Source organism: Cupriavidus sp. 01L45, assembly GCF_056399885.1.
On sequence record NZ_JBFTSG010000048.1, the window covers coordinates 1 to 15,612 of the forward strand.

At 61.5% G+C, this 15,612-nt stretch carries 16 protein-coding genes and 1 pseudogene; 3 read left to right on the forward strand and 14 right to left on the reverse strand.

The genetic code is table 11. The features are described from left to right. Together AC1DT6_RS28235 and AC1DT6_RS28240 are read right to left on the reverse strand one after the other, a co-directional pair. Window positions 1–150 (reverse strand): annotated as a pseudogene (locus AC1DT6_RS28235) (thiolase domain-containing protein); the annotation flags it as partial. Between the two features lie 412 nt (window positions 151–562). After that, entirely contained in the window at window positions 563–1,636 is a 1,074-nt protein-coding gene (locus tag AC1DT6_RS28240; protein WP_441629518.1) for a helix-turn-helix domain-containing protein, read from the reverse strand. 606 nt (window positions 1,637–2,242) lie between these two features. Here AC1DT6_RS28240 and AC1DT6_RS28245 point away from each other — a divergent pair. Then, the gene (locus tag AC1DT6_RS28245) at window positions 2,243–3,058 is read left to right on the forward strand and encodes an arylamine N-acetyltransferase family protein (RefSeq protein ID WP_441629519.1); all 816 of its coding nucleotides are present in this window, start codon (window positions 2,243–2,245) and stop codon (window positions 3,056–3,058) included. Between the two features lie 554 nt (window positions 3,059–3,612). On the opposite strand, the gene AC1DT6_RS28250 is transcribed toward AC1DT6_RS28245, so the two are convergent. From AC1DT6_RS28250 to AC1DT6_RS28290, 9 genes are all read right to left on the reverse strand, one after another. Further along, complete coding sequence (locus AC1DT6_RS28250) at window positions 3,613–4,869, reverse strand: MFS transporter (protein ID WP_477103713.1); 1,257 nt, start codon at window positions 4,867–4,869, stop codon at window positions 3,613–3,615. Between the two features lie 39 nt (window positions 4,870–4,908). After that, window positions 4,909–5,469, reverse strand: coding sequence for a 3-keto-alpha-glucoside-1,2-lyase-like domain-containing protein (locus AC1DT6_RS28255; RefSeq protein ID WP_477103714.1), 561 nt, complete (start codon window positions 5,467–5,469; stop codon window positions 4,909–4,911). Window positions 5,470–5,569: 100 nt separating this feature from the next. Further along, window positions 5,570–6,028, reverse strand: coding sequence for a chromate resistance protein ChrB domain-containing protein (locus AC1DT6_RS28260; protein ID WP_045242333.1), 459 nt, complete (start codon window positions 6,026–6,028; stop codon window positions 5,570–5,572). A 10-nt stretch (window positions 6,029–6,038) separates the two neighbouring features. Further along, a complete protein-coding gene (gene chrE / locus AC1DT6_RS28265) occupies window positions 6,039–6,365 on the reverse strand; it encodes a rhodanese family chromate resistance protein ChrE (RefSeq protein ID WP_441629522.1) in 327 nt (108 codons plus the stop codon). A 16-nt stretch (window positions 6,366–6,381) separates the two neighbouring features. Further along, window positions 6,382–6,972, reverse strand: a complete 591-nt coding sequence (locus AC1DT6_RS28270) for a superoxide dismutase (protein ID WP_441629523.1) — start codon at window positions 6,970–6,972, stop codon at window positions 6,382–6,384. A 23-nt stretch (window positions 6,973–6,995) separates the two neighbouring features. Beyond that, on the reverse strand, window positions 6,996–8,201 hold the full coding sequence (locus tag AC1DT6_RS28275) for a chromate transporter (protein ID WP_441629524.1): 1,206 nt from the start codon (window positions 8,199–8,201) through the stop codon (window positions 6,996–6,998). Window positions 8,202–8,231: 30 nt separating this feature from the next. After that, on the reverse strand, window positions 8,232–9,194 hold the full coding sequence (locus AC1DT6_RS28280; protein WP_441629525.1) for a chromate resistance protein ChrB domain-containing protein: 963 nt from the start codon (window positions 9,192–9,194) through the stop codon (window positions 8,232–8,234). 348 nt (window positions 9,195–9,542) lie between these two features. Then, a complete protein-coding gene (gene mug / locus AC1DT6_RS28285) occupies window positions 9,543–10,076 on the reverse strand; it encodes a G/U mismatch-specific DNA glycosylase (protein WP_441629526.1) in 534 nt (177 codons plus the stop codon). 12 nt (window positions 10,077–10,088) lie between these two features. Then, a complete protein-coding gene (locus tag AC1DT6_RS28290; RefSeq protein ID WP_441629527.1) occupies window positions 10,089–11,078 on the reverse strand; it encodes an SLAC1 anion channel family protein in 990 nt (329 codons plus the stop codon). 175 nt (window positions 11,079–11,253) lie between these two features. Here AC1DT6_RS28290 and AC1DT6_RS28295 point away from each other — a divergent pair, with 175 nt between their 5' ends. Together AC1DT6_RS28295 and AC1DT6_RS28300 are read left to right on the forward strand one after the other, a co-directional pair. Next, window positions 11,254–12,162 (forward strand): LysR substrate-binding domain-containing protein, encoded by a 909-nt coding sequence (locus AC1DT6_RS28295; protein WP_441629577.1) that lies wholly within the window; start codon window positions 11,254–11,256, stop codon window positions 12,160–12,162. A 348-nt stretch (window positions 12,163–12,510) separates the two neighbouring features. Next, window positions 12,511–12,888, forward strand: a complete 378-nt coding sequence (locus tag AC1DT6_RS28300; protein WP_441629528.1) for a c-type cytochrome — start codon at window positions 12,511–12,513, stop codon at window positions 12,886–12,888. Window positions 12,889–13,103: 215 nt separating this feature from the next. On the opposite strand, the gene AC1DT6_RS28305 is transcribed toward AC1DT6_RS28300, so the two are convergent. The 3 genes from AC1DT6_RS28305 to AC1DT6_RS28315 are packed head-to-tail and all read right to left on the reverse strand — an operon-like array spanning window position 13,104 to window position 15,531. Next, the gene (locus AC1DT6_RS28305) at window positions 13,104–13,691 is read right to left on the reverse strand and encodes an isochorismatase family protein (RefSeq protein ID WP_441629529.1); all 588 of its coding nucleotides are present in this window, start codon (window positions 13,689–13,691) and stop codon (window positions 13,104–13,106) included. 18 nt (window positions 13,692–13,709) lie between these two features. Beyond that, window positions 13,710–14,447 (reverse strand): pirin family protein, encoded by a 738-nt coding sequence (locus tag AC1DT6_RS28310; RefSeq protein WP_441629530.1) that lies wholly within the window; start codon window positions 14,445–14,447, stop codon window positions 13,710–13,712. 10 nt (window positions 14,448–14,457) lie between these two features. After that, the gene (locus AC1DT6_RS28315) at window positions 14,458–15,531 is read right to left on the reverse strand and encodes an alkene reductase (protein WP_441629531.1); all 1,074 of its coding nucleotides are present in this window, start codon (window positions 15,529–15,531) and stop codon (window positions 14,458–14,460) included. Between the last annotated feature and the right edge of the window lie 81 nt (window positions 15,532–15,612).

Here is a 15,612-nt window from a genome sequence, read left to right on the forward strand (position 1 = left end):
ATAGCCATCCACGTCCTGCAGGCTGAGTCCTGCGTCCTCCAGCGCGCCCTTGGCGCACTCGGCGTGCAGTTGCGCGACGGTCTTGTCCGGTGCCTTGCGGGTCGGGTGCTCGTAGGCCCCGACGATATATGCCTTGCCTTTGATGCTCACGCTGGTCTTCTCCAGGTATCCGATGTCGGCACTTTGTTCGCACATCGTAGCCGCACACCCGGGACACCAGGCAAGCTGAAGATGGTGCCCTACCCAATTAAGGTGGGGTGACAGCGAGTGATATGTACGTATAAATGGATGCCGATGCACCCTTGCGGCGGCGCGCGGAGGGTTGCCGCTTTGTACCCGGAGCTAGCATGACGAGGCCGGGGCGGCTGGCAACGCGCTCCCGGAACGCCTCCCCGCGATGGATTCGGTTTCGCAGGCACCTCGGAACGAGAGACGCCGATGCCCGACGCGGCTCCTTGCAAGGCGCTGATCGCGGCGGACGACGTGGTGATGACGGGACTGGTGGCGAAGACCTGCCTTGAAAGGCAGGGGGGGGGATGTTGGGGTGTTCAACACTGCCCGTCTATGCGAAGCGCTCCTGTGCCGCATGTTTGCGCCGGAGCAACGGCGCGTACTCGTGCAACTCCCGCGGCGCGATGTCGAAGGCGCGACGGAATGCACGCGTAAAGCTCGACGCATCATTGAAACCCAACCCCGAGGCAATGTCCTGTACCTCGATATGCGGAAAGCGCACCAGCTCATTGGCTGCCATGCGCAGCCTGCGGCTGCGGATATAAGCGGCCAGGCCGCCTTCATGCTCAAAGAGACGGTACACGCTGGCGCGCGAGAGATGCAGCGATGCCAACACGCTGTCGGGCGACAAATCCGGATCGTGCAGATTGGCCTCGACATGGCGCCGCACCTGTCCATAGACGGCAGCGCGTACCGCCGCGCGGCCATTGCCGGAAAGACCGGCCTGACGGCTGAAAGCGGCGACAAGCAGCTCTACCGCGGTGATAAAGCGCTGACGCGCTTCCTCCCGGTCGAGCCCGACGATTTGTCGATTCAATGCAACCAGATGCTCAATGATCAGGCGGATCAAAGGCGTGGTTGCGTGAATCCAGCGGCCATGCAGCGAGGCGGCATCGGGGAACGACCTCTCCACCAAAGCGCGCGGCACAAAAAGGAGCAGTATCCGACCCTGAAAACTCCGGATTGTGCACGGCTGATCCATGTCCAGCGCGAGGATACTTGGCACTTGCGGTATGTGCGGCGCGTCGGGCGGCGGCTTGCCGCCCAGGAACTGGCCCGGTGGCCCTTCAAGGAACACGCTGAAGCTTATGTCATGAACGCTCTCGGTCGAAACCCGGCCCAACGATCGCACGGCCAGGTTCGGCCCGGTGTGGAAGTCGAAGAAGCTCAGATTGTCGATCGTGTAACGAGACAGCGAAGCAGCGAAGGTATCCTCGGCTCGCTTTGACGGAGGCCGTATGTCGTAGACAGGACTCATGCGCTCCTGCCAGGCCCGGAAGCTTTGCCGGGCGTCGCCTTGCACGCTGAAACTGCTGTGCACGATGCCGGGCGCAAGCGTCGGCGGCTCCGGCGGCAACAACAAGCGGCTTAGCGGCATGGCAGTGTGTGGCAGGTCGTTGTTCAATGCAGCGCCCATCGCTGATTCTTCGTCCAGTTATGAGCACGCCCCGTGTGGCTGAACCTTAAGTTGAGCCACCAGCCCGCCCGGAGCGCGCTGGTGCAGGTTGCAAAGCATACCAGTACTTGTTTTGCCGTAGCGCACAGTGAACGACTCGCCGGCAAATCGATCGTTTCAGTGCTTGGAAACCACACACTATCTTGAGCAGACCGACTATCGGTGACCGCATGGCATTTCCGTCCCGGCTTGCCGGAATGACCGCTTTCGAGGAGGGCCACTGCCTGTTTCGGGTCGACCAGAGCCAAATGGCACACGGCTGCCGGAGGTCGTATTCCGGCCAGGAAGGGCCGCTTAGTCGCTCCGTCGGGAAGACGTTCCGATGTCCGTTGTGCCCACAAAGGCGTCTACTGGCACTAGTGGAAAGGTCTCGTTGACGAAGTGTTTGGTTCCGCACAGACGCGCCCAGATCTTCGGCAAGAATAGCCGGGGGACCTTGGTATCCCTCATGCTTGTTGCACGTTCATGCACTTTTTGGGATGGATCGAGAACCTCAACAACGGTCCATCGAAAGGAGACCGAAGGATGACACACGTGCCTTCAAACGAAAACGGAATGACCTTGACAGCCAGCCAGTTGGACGCCTATCTCGCAAGGATCAAGATCGACCAGCCGGTCTCTCTCGACCTTCACGGCCTGTCGAGGCTTCATCGTGCTCACCTCATGACGTTCACCTTTGATGCGTTGGATGCCTTCATGGGATGGCCGTCCTCGATCACCCCGGCGTCTGCCTTCGCCAAGATGGTGGAGGGCAGGCGCGGCGGCTGGTGCTACGAGATGAACGGTCTCTTCGGCGCAGCTCTCGATGCGCTCGGTTTCCGGGTAACCCGTCTGTGCGGCGGCGTTAATCGTGAAATACTGGGCGACGTTGCCATCGGCAATCACCTAACCCTGCGTGTCGATCTCGACTGCCCCTATCTCGCCGAGGTCGGCGTGGCCGACGCCATCGTCGAACCCGTGCCGCTGGATATCGGACCGATCAGCCAGCGCGGCTTCGATTTTTCAATCATGTCGACGGAGGACGGCTGGCTGCGCTTCAACAATCATGCGCATGGCATCGCGCGCAGCTTCGACTTCCGGGTCGACCACAGCGACGAGGCTGCCATGGCCGCCATGCATGCCTGGTTGATGCGGGATCCCGGGTCGCCGTTCACAAACGCGCTGGCAGTCCTGCGTCATACCGCGGACGGCTATGTCGCCCTGCAGAACGATCGCTTGCGCAACGTGATGCCCAACAGCGTTAGCGAACACCGCATCACCAGCGCGGACCATCTCGCGGACACGTTTGAAACCGTTTTCGACCTCGACATTCCCCAGCCCGGGCACGTTTGGGACAAGATCCGGGCGATTAGCAGCGATAAGGCTGGCTGAACAGGCGACACTCGCTCACCACTGGGTATCTCAATGGCACGGGCGGAGGCGTGTGACTCAGCGTTAGGAGTTCCAATCTCTTGGCACGTCACAAAGTGAAGTTGGCAATAGGCTTCTGTTCGGATGAGATCGTGTAGATGGCCGTTGAACCCGAATAGCCGCTGTTGAGGCAGGCAACTTCGAACGGCGCATTCGGCCCACTTCGGCCATTCGCGGCTTGCTCTCCCAACGGCAGGACCGGCCGATCAGGCGACCCAAACGAAAGTGCCCACGACGAAGTGCCATAGTTCGACCCGGTACAGGCGCCGGCTAACGTCGCGCGTAACTTCAGCCACCTCCTGACGCATAGTCACCGGCACGCGTTCACTATCGACGATTACCACCCGAAATGGCCGGAGCACCATTAAGGTGCAGGTTTCGTCGCGATATCCGGTGTCCGGTGCTGAACGGCAGGTCGTTCGCCGGCTGACATCGCGTCCATTGGACGGCGAGAACGCCAGGCCGTCGGCCCGGCCGCGTCGCATCAGACCTATCGACGCAACTCGCGTGTCACGTCAATCGACTGGCTTGATGCGCCGGAATGCACCAAGCAGCGCGAGGTCATAGGTGATCTTTAGCAGGCCGCAAGCGACCAGTGGCGCGCCGACCCAGCCCATCGCCAGCAAGCCGCCAGCGAGGGTCGGACCCAGCGCGGAAGCCAGGCTCCTGGGTACCGCGGTCAGGCTGGCGGCAGCGGGGCGCTCGGGCGGCGTCACGACCGCCATCACATAAGCGGTCCTTGTCGGTACGTCCATCTGCGACAGCGCGCTGCGCGCGAGCAAGAGGACCAGCGTCGCCACCAGCGAAGGAGAGAATGCTGCGGCGATCAGGCATAGGCTGGACGGAATATGGGTGAACACCATGGTGTTCAGCAAGCCGAACCTGCGAGCCAGCGGCACGGCAACCAGCAGGGAGCCTGCGGAGAGCAAGCCCGACCAGAAAAAGAACCGGCCGGCAGCCCCTGGCGAGAGGCCGAATCGTTGCATCAGCCACAGTGCCAGCAGCGAGTTCACCACCAGCCCACCGGCAAAGGCGTCGACGCTGAACAGCAGGGCAAGGCGGGTAACGATTCGGCGGGACGGGCCTAGTGGCGTTCTAACCGATGCCACGCGCGGCTCTGGCTCGGGCATCCGCGTATAGAGGAACCAGAGCGCGACACCGGTCAATGCATAGATCATGAACATCGCGCGCATGGCGCTGAGGAACGATACCCCCAACTGGGAGGCAAGCCAGCCCGGCAGCGCCGCTGCCAACGCGCCAATGGCGGCGGAGAGGGCTCCGGTCAGACTGTACCGGGCGAACAGCGCCGTGCGCGCATCTGAGGTAGCGGAATCAGCAAGGCGAGCCTGCTCCAGCGGCAGGAACACGCTGACGTCTCCGGAGCTTGGGTTAAGCGTACCGACGAACGCAACTAGCAGTAGTGGCCAGAGGGAGGAGAGCCCGGCGAATCCGATGCCGGTCGCGGCCATCAGCGCGGCCGCCAGCAACAGCAGACGGCGCTGTGGGTAGCGATGGCCGAGGACGCCCACCAGTATCGTCGCCAGTGCCGAGCCGATCAGGGTGGCACTGCTGACCAATCCCACTGCCAGTTGCGCGAAACCGAGCGCTAGCAGGTATGCGGGCAGGAGGACGGCGATGAACCCGTCGCAGAAGCCGCGTAACGCGCGCCCGACCAGAAGTGGCAAGGCACCGGCATCGACGCCTGCTGGCAGTAGCAGGCGAGCGAGCCGGGCTTGGCCGACGGTCACGGCAGGATCCTCAAGCGTTTGCATCGCGGTACGCGACCATTGGTTTCACATCTTTTCCCGGTGCTATTTCGTACCGCCGGACCCATATGAGAAGGTGTCGAACAAGGTCACGCTGTCCGCCTTGGTCCATACGCCCACCGCGCCGGCACCGCTGATATGGTCGTCCGCCACATCGATGTAGCGCTTGCCGTCCAGCGCGACCTGGATATGGTTCCCCACGAACTCCACGCGTAGCGTATGCCAGACCTTGGCTTCGACAGGCGCATCCTTGTACTGGATCGTGTGCCTGCGTCCGGCTGCCGTGTAATACAGCGAGACATTGTTCTCCAGTGCATTCGCCCGCGCGACATAGTAGTTGTTGCCGTCCTTCCAGCGCCAGACAACACCGCCTGCCTGGTCCTCGCGGCCGGACATGGGTTTGAACCTTGCCTCCACGAAGCCATTGGCGATGGAGGCGGCAGGGTTCACACACCAGGGGAAATCCCCGGAACCGGACTGCTTGAGCACGTTGGTGCCGTCCTGCACGGACGGGTCCGCCTCGACAGTCCATTTCGGCGTGCCACCGCCGGTGACACCGGCCACCCATCCCGCCGGCAAGGTACCTTGCCTGTCCTGGTTGAACATGATCGTTTCTCCGGTTGCCGGCATGGCTGTCAGCAGCATCCATAACATGAGCGGGATCGGCTTCACAGTGCATCTCCCGAGCAATGACGCGACTAGCAGTTCATGCAGGCATCTTCGGCGGCCAACGATGCGCTTCCGCCTGGCAATGCTGGCACCAGGCATACAAGGCGTCGTACATCACCATGCCGTGCCTGAGCATCTCGTGGTCGTCGGAAAACACCTGCGAGAGCCCCAGCGAGATGGCGTAGAGCCCGCCCGATTGCGGTGTGAGGTCCAGCTTCGACGTGTCCGCCCCCCGCACAATGCCAGCGAGTTGCTGCAAGGCGGGATCATTCAAACGGTACTTGTCCAGGAAGGCGTCGAAGCTGCACAGTTCTCCGACATGCGAAAGTTCGACACCAGGAATGTCATAGGGAACAGCCCCGGTCTCGCCTGCGACTTTCACGACGTTGCCGGTCGGCACGTACAGGAATTCCGGTTCCTTGTCGATAAAACGGGCTATCAGCCAGGGACAGGCAATCCGGTCTATCTTCGGACGTTCGCGGGTAATCCATTTCATGGCCGGCTCCTTACGATTTGCCGATGGTCGGGTGATCGCCGGCGGACCATTGCTCAATGCCGCCAGTGAGATAGGCCGCTCGGATACCTTCGTCCTCTAGCCGTGCGGCGCAGTCCTGGCTGACTTGCAGGCCATGCGCGCAATAGACGATCACCGGCCGGCTGGAGTCGAGTTTTGCGATCCAGCTATCCATGTCGTCAGGGTTGCGCCAGGAGGCACCGACAATCATTTGCGCGCTGGCATCAAAAGCCTGCCTGCGCCTGACGTCGACAATCTGCGGCGGGACCGGCGCTTGAATCGCTTCGGCAAGTTCGTGGGAAGAGATGGCAGTGGGCATGTTCTTGGCTCCGAACTTACTTCCGGGCTTCGGCGAAGCGCTCGGCTGCCTGGGCCCAATGGATGTTCTGCATGAAGGCATCCACATACGCAGCAGCTTTTGCACCGAAGTCCATGTGATAAGAATGCTCATACATGTCGAGCGCCAGGATCGAAGTAGCGCCCGCCAGAGTGTGTGCGTGATCGGGCGCCCACTGGTTCACGAGCCGCTTGTCGCGTGGCGAGTAGTTCAGCAGCACCCAGCCCGAGCCGCCGCCCAGCGCCTTGCCCATGCCCGTGAACTCAGCTTGCCAGCGGGCCACGCTGCCAAAATCGCGGATAAGCGCCGACTCCAGTTCGGGGCCCAGGGCGCCGCCTTCACCGAGCCCGTCGAAATACACCTCATGCAGGATCATCGAATTGGCGGCGATCAGTTCTTCACGCTTCAGGCCATTGAGCATGAAGACGGGTGCGGTCGCCGGATCCAGCGCGGCAAGTTCCGCCGTGATGGCGTTCAATCGCTTCACAGCGCCGCCGTAGTTGTTCTCGTAATGGCTGATAATCAGCTTTACCGAAAGGCCGGTGAGCTTGCGTGGATCGACGGCAAGCGGCTTCATCTGGTAGGTCATGATCGATTCCTTGTTCGTGCGGCTCAGGCGTGAAGTAGCGGGTAGGCAACCAGACCAGCCAGGGCTGCGCCGATGACGATGACTGGCTCCGGCAGCTTCTTGAATTTCCAGAGCAGGGCGACTGTGACGAGCGCAAGCAGGGCGGTAGGCAGATCGACAATCGAGCGTTTGGCCAGGACGATCACGGCACCCGTGATGGCCCCGACTGCCGCCGCCGTCACGCCATCGACGAAGGCGATGATCCCGGGCCGCTTGCCGTACTTCTTGAAGTAGGGCGCCGGGATCACGGTGAACAGGTAGCAAGGCAGGAAGGTGCCAAGCGCGGCCACGGATGCGCCCGGCAGGCCGGCGACCAGATAACCGATGAAGCCGACCGTGATCACCACGGGGCCCGGCGTGATCATGGCCACTGCGACGGCGTCGACAAACTGCTTGTCGTTCAACCAATGGTGTTCGGTCACGACGCCGCCATAGAGGAACGGCACGATGGCAAGCCCGGAGCCGAATACGAAAGCGCCGGCTTTGGCAAAGAACACGCCAACCTGCGTCAACAGCGGCCAATCCACGGTGCTGACGATCCCGCTCACTGTTGTGGGTACCTGCGTCGCCGCCATGGCATTGAGGCCGCCCTGACGCAGCCACTTCGGCGGCGCCCGCCAGAACCACACCACCATGCCGGCCGCCAGGAACAGCCAGGCAATCTCGGACTCGGTGACGACCGTCACCGTCGCCAGCATCAGGTAGATCACCCACAGCAGCTTGTCGCGGCCAACGCTTTTGTTCGTGAGCTTGTATGCGCTGATCGCAATGATCCCGATGACCGCGGCACCTACCCCATAGAATACCGACTGCATCCAGGTCAGTCCGCCAAACCGGACGTAAGCCCAACCCAATGCCACCACCATCAGGAACGACGGAACGACGAATGCAATGCCGACCAAGGTCGCCCCGACGATGCGGTAATGCACATAGCCGAGATAGATGGCGAGCTGCGCGGCCAGCGGCCCGGGTGCCAGTTGCGCCAGCGCCAGGCCTTCCTTGTAATCGGCATCGGTAATCCACTTGCGTTCATCCACCAGGTCCCGGTGCATGTAGCCGGCGAGGGCCACGGGACCTCCAAAGCCCAGCGTACCCAGGCGCAACATATAGAGCACGAGTTGCCAGAGTGTATAGCCCATTCGCTCAGCCGCTGGCATGTCGGGGATATTGGTTTGCTGCAGGTTGCTCATGGATCGTCCTTGAGATAGGTTCAATGACCCCTAGCGTTTCCGGTTGTTCAAGAAGTGGGCATGCAGGGAATCGAGCACCAAGCCGGTTTCGGCCAGCAGCGCATCGTCATCGGCCAGCCGTTCACGGGCGCCGGCCAGAATCGCCTCGAACCCGCTCGCTTCCGGGACGGTCGGTCCGCCGACATCCAGCGCATGGACCATCCCCGCCAGACGCTGCAATCCTGGATTTGCCTCCAGGGCAAAGCTCGCCAGCAGCACCTCGAAGGAAACCTTTTCACCGACATGGGTGAATGTCGCGCCGTCGAAATCGAAGCCCAGGGCATCGGCGGGACAGTCACCGGGGGCTTCGAGCCACAGGAAACGAGCATGGGGATCGATGAAGCGCTGGATCAACCACGCGCAAGCCACCCGGTCGACCCAAAGATGGCGGCGTGTCGCCCATAGCCGCCCCTGGTATTGCGTGGGGTCGCGTCGCGCGATGGCCCCTGCGGCGGGGTGCGGCTCGCCCGGCGACAGGATTGTTTCAATGGCGCCCGTGAAGTCCCGCCACTGTGCCTCGGCACGCAAGGACGCCTCGTTGGGAAAGAAGTCGATCTTGCGGATCGCCTCGTAGATGCGGCCGAGCCGTCGCTGCAGGCGATTGAGTTCGGCTTCACTTAGACTGGAAAGCGTCTGGCGGGCTGCCGAGACGGACGCGAGGAGTTCGGCGTAGTCGCTCGACCTGTCGAACAACGCGCGGTAGGTGGCGGCGTCGTCGTCCTCTTGGGGCTGTACCGTCAACAGCCAGGCTTGGCCGTCCTGCTGCTGTGTATCGTCGGCCAGTTCGCGGAACTGTTCCACTTGCTCGGCGCCGGCCGGCAGCAGATAAGCCCCATCGCGCAAGGCGGCGCCGCCTAACGCCTTGAGCGTGCGCCAGATCCGCATGCGGGCGGTCGCACCCGATGTGGGAAGGCTGACGATCAGCAGGATCCAGGAATCTTGGGACGTGGTCATGGAAGGCAGCATAGGGTTCCATAGCGCAGGTTTCAATGATGTAGAGATCATTACAAAAACCGGGCCGATTGGGAGGTGGTCCCTCGAATCCCAATGGATCGACATCGCCGCTGCCTGGGTTCGCCCGCGCAAACCACGGGACGGACCAGCCCGAAAGACCGGATCCGGTGTTGCTCGCGCCGCACAAATCGGGCGCGGAAGGCTCCGCTGGAGTCTCGTTAACGTCGACTAGCCGGCGTAAAGCCGGCACGCAATGTCGAGTGGCCTGACGCAGACGACCAGGCAATGCACCCCGCCTTCCGGAAGAGCGAGACGAAACGTACCGGGTGCGCGGCGGCTTTGCGAGCGTCAATCTATTGCAAGGTACAACTCCCTATAAGCCCCGACGAGGTCATCGAGGCTGAACGAGCGATTCAAACCGCTCGGATTTGGCAGGATCCACGCTTTCGACCCGCCGAACATAGCGTTCTGGCGTCCCCACAAGACGTGCCGCTGACCTGAAATGGCTGCGTATGCGGCCTTCCCCAGGAAGGCGATATAGGTGGGGCGATAAAGTTCGATTTTCTTCAGTAACGCCGAAGCCGACTCAAGGAATTCATGCGGTGAAAGCTGGCCGGCCCGCGCCGTAGGCCGGCCAACAGCTGTTGTCAATCCGCACCGATGGGCGAGCAGGTCCCGGTCGTTTTCGGCACGCATCAGTTCTGGCGTGAAACCGGCCAAATGCAGGGCACGCCAGAAACGGTTGCCATTCCCTTCAAAATGGTGGCCCGTCGCCACCGCTCTCATGCCGGGGTTTATTCCACAGAAAACGACCGCCAGACCTTCCGATATTGCGTCTGGAAGTGACGTCAACGCAGCTGTCCCGGGTGCGCAGGTAGCCATTTGTGTGCTGTTTCAACCGGCGAGCATCTTCCCGTTAAGGAGAATGTGCAGCGTTCTGACAAAAAGAATCACAATCGCGAGGCTCAGCATGGCGAGCAGGATGATTGCAATCACCTTCAGGGGCCAGGCCTGGACGAACATCGCGTATTTCAGCGCGGCACTCGCCAGCGCCGCCATCGGAAAGCTGATCGCCCACCAACCGGTAGCAAACGGAACCCCCCTGCGAAACACCTTGGGTGCCAGTGTGAGGAATATGAAAAGACCGAAGTAGAACAGCAACCCGGAGAAGGTATCGACGTGCTGCGTAAAGTTGGTGTAGGCAAGAAAGCCCACTTCGAACGGTGCCATCAGGATTAGCAGCGAAGGGACCATGCCGGCGGGCAGCGGCTCGTGGTGAATCATTCGCGACATGATCATCGTAAAGAACAACAGGGCAATCATCGTTCCCACGGCCAGCGCGAACATGTTGACCTCATGCGCCCACGGCATTGGCATGGTTCCGCCCGCAACGGCGATATCCAACGTGGCCACGCCCGGGATGAACCAGGCGGGAACTGCGTGCGCAGCGTCGATCTTTCCCCGCAGCAGCCGGCCCGCAATCGCGAAACAGAGCGCGAGCGTGAAAATCGTACCTACCGCCCACATGACTTCGGCAAGCATCTGGCTCAGTTGGGCAACGACCGAGGAAAGCAGCAGGATAGCGATCGTGATCGTGCCGAAGAAATTGCCGGCGACGGGATGCCGGTATTCCGCGACGACCGCCTCAGGATGTTTGACTGCCTTGAAGAGATAGCCCGCGCTCAGCACGACGAATACAACCAGGGCGAGGATGCCGGCTGCGTCAGAGATCAGCGGAGTCACCCCAAATTCGTGGCTGGCCTGGCGCCACGCAATAGACAGTCCGGCAATACCCATTACCGACGCAAACAGGTTGACGGGCAAGTTTCTGATGGAAGCGGTTGTTCGCAAGGACTGCGGATGGGGACTCGAAAGCGTTGACACAGCACATTCTCCTGATTCTTGGGGACCCGGGACGTGGCGGCCAGAAAGCAGCCGATTGAGAGGCCGCGAATCGTTCGCCGCCTCGCCTGTCGGGGAGATGCGGCCGATGGTATTCTCTTCCACCGATGAAGATAATCTGTCATTATTGGGAATCATCCTCCCAAAAAATGAGAACATGGCTGATCGCTTCGAATCCATGTCGATCCTGGTGGCCGTGGTCGAAGCAGGCAGTTTTTCTGCCGCGGCGCGCCAACTCAAGATGCCGCTCGCAACGGTGAGCCGCAAGGTTGGAGACCTGGAGTCGCACCTGAAAACCCGACTCCTGCATCGCTCCACCCGACAGCTTTCTCTCACCGAAGCCGGGCAATCGTATGTCGCCGCATGCCGGCGCATTCTCGAGGAAGTGGGAGAGGCGGAGCGTGCGGCGTCCGGGGAATACGCGGCGCCCAAAGGCGAGCTGGTCATCACTGCACCCATCGTCTTCGGACGCCTGCACGTCTTGCCCGTGGTCGCGGAATTCCTCAAGACTTATCCGGACATCGATGTGCGGATGGTGCTGACCGACCGCAGGGTGCCTCTTCTTGAAGAGCACGTCGACGTCGCATTGCGGATTGCGGAACTGCCCGACAGCAGTTTCATCGCGGCACCGATTGGCACGGTGCGTCGGGTGGTGTGCGCAAGCCCCGCCTACTTCGCCGAATACGGCACGCCGACGAGCCCCCTTGAGCTCGCCACGCATGCATGCGTTACTTTCGAACAGATGACATCCAGGCAGGTGTGGAGCTTCATGTCGGGCAAGTCGGAGATCGCGGTGCCCGTCCGCTCGCGGCTTGCCGTCAGCACTGCCGAGGCTGCAGTCGACGCGGCGGTGGCTGGCGTCGGGATTACTCGCGTGGTGTCTTATCAGATGGCGAGCGCGTTGCGTGCCGGTGCACTCAAGATCGTGCTCGCACCGTTTGAGCCGGCGCCGTGGCCCATCAGCCTTGTTCACACTGGACAGGGAATCCTGCCGCTGAAGTTGCGCGCTTTTCTTGATTTCGCCACGCCGCGGTTGAGGGCCCGGGTGGTTGAGGTGGGGGTCTGACGTTTGCAAGTCGGGGGGCGAACGTTGCAAGTGGGGCGGGAATGGTCGTCGCCGTAGATGGCCGCTCACGGCCAGTTTGCGACACTCGCTGGCGTGTGTCCGCAGACGATTGAACGGCGGTTCTACCTTGGTGGCGGACAGTGGGACAATGGCGGACCGAGCCCATGTGAAGGTAAGGCCGGCAGACCTATCAAACAAACCGAGAAGTAGTTCGTGCCGCAAATCACTATCAAAGATGGCAACCTTAGCTCTAATTTCAAATTTTATCGAGAGAATTGAGTGTTGCAGTGGAATCTCCGGGGATTTCCCTAGGTTCAGATCTGATTTATACAACAATGCCACATAAAAATGAAAATATTATTCATCGCTTCGCTGGGATTTTTAGCGCTAATTCAAGCATCACTATCCTTCGCGGATAATGTAAATGGAAAAAATCTCTATTTACAGAGATGTGTCATGTGCCACGGAATGGATCTCAAAGGAACAGGACCGTTGGCTAATAAAAGCAACCCTCCCACACCTGATCTTACAACATCCGCTTTCAAAAAACGACTAAATGATTATCCTGGCGTTATTGTATCATCGATAATACTTCGTCCAAATGGAGACTTGATTCCCAAAACTCTGCAAGAGAATGGTGTAAAGCTATCGCCGTACTCTTGGAGGGTTAAGGATTTTCGCGATTTAAATCAATACATGATTAGTGTGATTTCCAAAAATCGATGATTTTTAGATGAGAGGTGGGCACGGAAATCTAAGGGCCATTTCAGGGTCCGGACGGCCTGGCCCCGTCATCGGGCCCAGCCCAAAGGGTCTTCTAACGGCCCTGCAGGCAAGTGCCGCCCGGCCAGCTTGATGCCCTGCCTGTCGCCTGCGGTCTGCGCGCACCGCCAGGCCGTCGGGTTAGCACCTCGGGCCTAACAAGGGGGTGGCTCCTTCCCTCAGCCCTGCAATGCGGGCATGACCACTTCCTGCACAATCCGCATCCCTTCGGGCGTACTCCAGCTACCCGCAAGCTCGGCAATTACCTGGTTCGTACTGGAGAGCGTGACGCCGTTCTTCTCCATGCGGCGCAAGGCCATGTCGTCGCCGATCTTGCTCGGCGAGCCGCCGGCATCGGCGATCACCTGCACTTCGTAGCCAACGCGCACCAGGCTCAGTGCCGGGAACACCGTGCAGACATCGTTGGTGACGCCAGCGATGATGAGCTTCTGGCGCCCGGTTGCCGCGACGGCCGCAGCAAAGTTCTCGTCATCCATCGCGTTAACGATACCGACGCGCTTGATGCGCGCGGCGAATTCGTCCGGCAGGATGGTTTCCAGTTCGCTCAGCAGCGACCCTTGTGCGTATTCCTCCATGCTGGAGGTCAGCACGACCGGCATCTTCAGGATGCTGGCGGTCTTGGCCAGCATCAGCGCGTTGCGCTTCATCTCTTCGAAGGGGATGGAATGGACCCAGCCCATGGTGCCGACCTGGTGGTCGATCAACAGAAGCGCGGCGTTATCGCCGGTGAAGCGTTCGAAAGCCATGATGAGACTCCTTCGTGGTCAGGTTGCGGTGGAGTGCAACGGCGGGCCGGCAAAAAGCATGACCTCGGCGCTGCCGTGGAGAGCTTGCAGCGTGATCGCGCAGCGCGCGTCCTGCGCCGGAAAGACCGGGAGCTTGAGATCGTTGCGCCCGAAGTCCTGGCCGTCCACCATCGCCGTGCCGAAGATCGGCATGACGAAGGCACAATGTCCTGAGTCGATGCGCACGGCCAGTTCGGCACCTTCTTCCAGCGAAATGTCGAGCATCGTCACTTCGGTCGGCGGCGTCAGCGGCGAACGGGCGTGCCGGAAGCGTCCCACGGGCACGCGCACCTTTGCCCCGGGCAACTGCACCACCGGTACATCCTGCGGTTCCAAGGTCAGTGCGAATGGAGCAATGTACTGTCGCTCCGGGGCAAGGTTGACGAAGATCTGCAACGAATGGACAGTCTTGCCGGCCTCTGCCGGAACTTCCTCATGAACGATACCGCTCCCGGCCGTCGCCCAGTGCAGGCCACCGGGTCGGATCAGGTTGCGGGTGCCGAGCGAATCACGGTTGTCGATGCCCGTTTCCGAGTCGAGGAACAGGTAGGACACGGCCGAGAAGCCGGCATGGGGATGCGGCGGAAAGGTCGGCGCGCTCATCCAGGCATGATCGATCCCGAGGAAGGGATCGATCAGCGCTGCCACCCCGCGCAGGCCGTAGGCGCGGAAGTGGCTGCCGTGGTTGGCGCGCTGCAGCGGGGCAATGACGGGCATGATGTTTGCCTCAGGCACCCTGGGCTTCACTCAAGGTTGGGTAGTCGATGTAGCCCTGCGCAGTGCCGCCGAAGAAGCCATTGCGGTCCGCCTCGTTCATCGGCGCGCTGTGCTTCAGCCGGGCGACGAAGTCCGGGTTCGCGAGTACCATCTGGCCGTAGGCTTCCAGGTCGGCCAGCCCCGAAGCCAGGTCGGCCCCGACCTGCTCGCGCGGGCGGCCCGGCCGGTTCAGGATCAGCGTGCGCTGCCAGAGCTTGCGGATGTCGGCCTGCACCGCTTCATTGCCCTGGTGCATGATGTGCAGGTAGGCCAGCCCCAGCTTGTCGAGTTCGGCGACCAGATAGCGGTACAGGGCCGGTCCTTCGGCGCCTTCGTCGATGCCCCACATCGTCGTGCCGGGCGACAGCCGGATGGCGGTGCGGTCCGCGCCGATTTCGTCGGCAATCGCAGCAGCCACCTCGATTGCGAAGCGGGCGCGGTTCTCGATCGAGCCGCCGTATTCATCGGTGCGGGCGTTCGCGCTGGGGGCGAAGAACTGCTGGATCAGGTAGGCGTTGGCGCCATGGATCTCGACGCCATCGGCACCGGCCTCGATCGCGCGGCGGGCCGCATAGCGGAAATCCCGGACAGTCTGGCGCACTTCCTCGGTGGTCAGCGCACTTGGCACCGGAATGTCCTGCATGCCCTTGGCCGTGAACATCGGCGTGCCCGGGGCGATGGCCGACGGCGCGACGCCCCGCCGGTGATGCGGCGTGTTATCCGGGTGCGACATGCGCCCGGCGTGCATCAACTGGATGAAGAGGTGGCCGCCCTTGGCATGCACGGCATCGGTGGTTTTCTTCCAGCCTGCCACGTGCGCGTCGGTGTAGATGCCTGGCGTGGTCAGGTAGCCCTGCCCGTCGTCCGAGGGCTGGGTGCCTTCGGTGACGATCAGGCCGACACTGGCGCGCTGGGCGTAGTACTCGGCAGCCATTTCGCCCGGCGTGCCGTCGTACTGGGCACGGCTGCGGGTCATCGGTGCCATGACCAGGCGGTTCTGCAGGGTGTAGCGGCCGACGCGGACGGGATCAAACAGTTTGCTCACGATGGAATTCCTCGGTTGAATTGGATGGAGGCATCATCGCGCGTTCCTTGTGCGGGATAAATATGGTAATTTGGAGAACAT

Coding starts and splice junctions, on each gene's coding strand:
- AC1DT6_RS28245 (WP_441629519.1), top strand. CDS start 2,243: ATGACCTTGACAGCCAGCCAGTTGGACGCCTATCTCGCAAGGATCAAG.
- AC1DT6_RS28250 (WP_477103713.1), bottom strand. CDS start 4,869: ATGCAAACGCTTGAGGATCCTGCCGTGACCGTCGGCCAAGCCCGGCTC.
- AC1DT6_RS28255 (WP_477103714.1), bottom strand. CDS start 5,469: ATGTTCAACCAGGACAGGCAAGGTACCTTGCCGGCGGGATGGGTGGCC.
- AC1DT6_RS28260 (WP_045242333.1), bottom strand. CDS start 6,028: ATGAAATGGATTACCCGCGAACGTCCGAAGATAGACCGGATTGCCTGT.
- chrE (WP_441629522.1), bottom strand. CDS start 6,365: ATGCCCACTGCCATCTCTTCCCACGAACTTGCCGAAGCGATTCAAGCG.
- AC1DT6_RS28270 (WP_441629523.1), bottom strand. CDS start 6,972: ATGACCTACCAGATGAAGCCGCTTGCCGTCGATCCACGCAAGCTCACC.
- AC1DT6_RS28275 (WP_441629524.1), bottom strand. CDS start 8,201: ATGAGCAACCTGCAGCAAACCAATATCCCCGACATGCCAGCGGCTGAG.
- AC1DT6_RS28280 (WP_441629525.1), bottom strand. CDS start 9,194: ATGACCACGTCCCAAGATTCCTGGATCCTGCTGATCGTCAGCCTTCCC.
- mug (WP_441629526.1), bottom strand. CDS start 10,076: ATGGCTACCTGCGCACCCGGGACAGCTGCGTTGACGTCACTTCCAGAC.
- AC1DT6_RS28295 (WP_441629577.1), top strand. CDS start 11,254: ATGGCTGATCGCTTCGAATCCATGTCGATCCTGGTGGCCGTGGTCGAA.
- AC1DT6_RS28300 (WP_441629528.1), top strand. CDS start 12,511: ATGAAAATATTATTCATCGCTTCGCTGGGATTTTTAGCGCTAATTCAA.
- AC1DT6_RS28305 (WP_441629529.1), bottom strand. CDS start 13,691: ATGGCTTTCGAACGCTTCACCGGCGATAACGCCGCGCTTCTGTTGATC.
- AC1DT6_RS28310 (WP_441629530.1), bottom strand. CDS start 14,447: ATGCCCGTCATTGCCCCGCTGCAGCGCGCCAACCACGGCAGCCACTTC.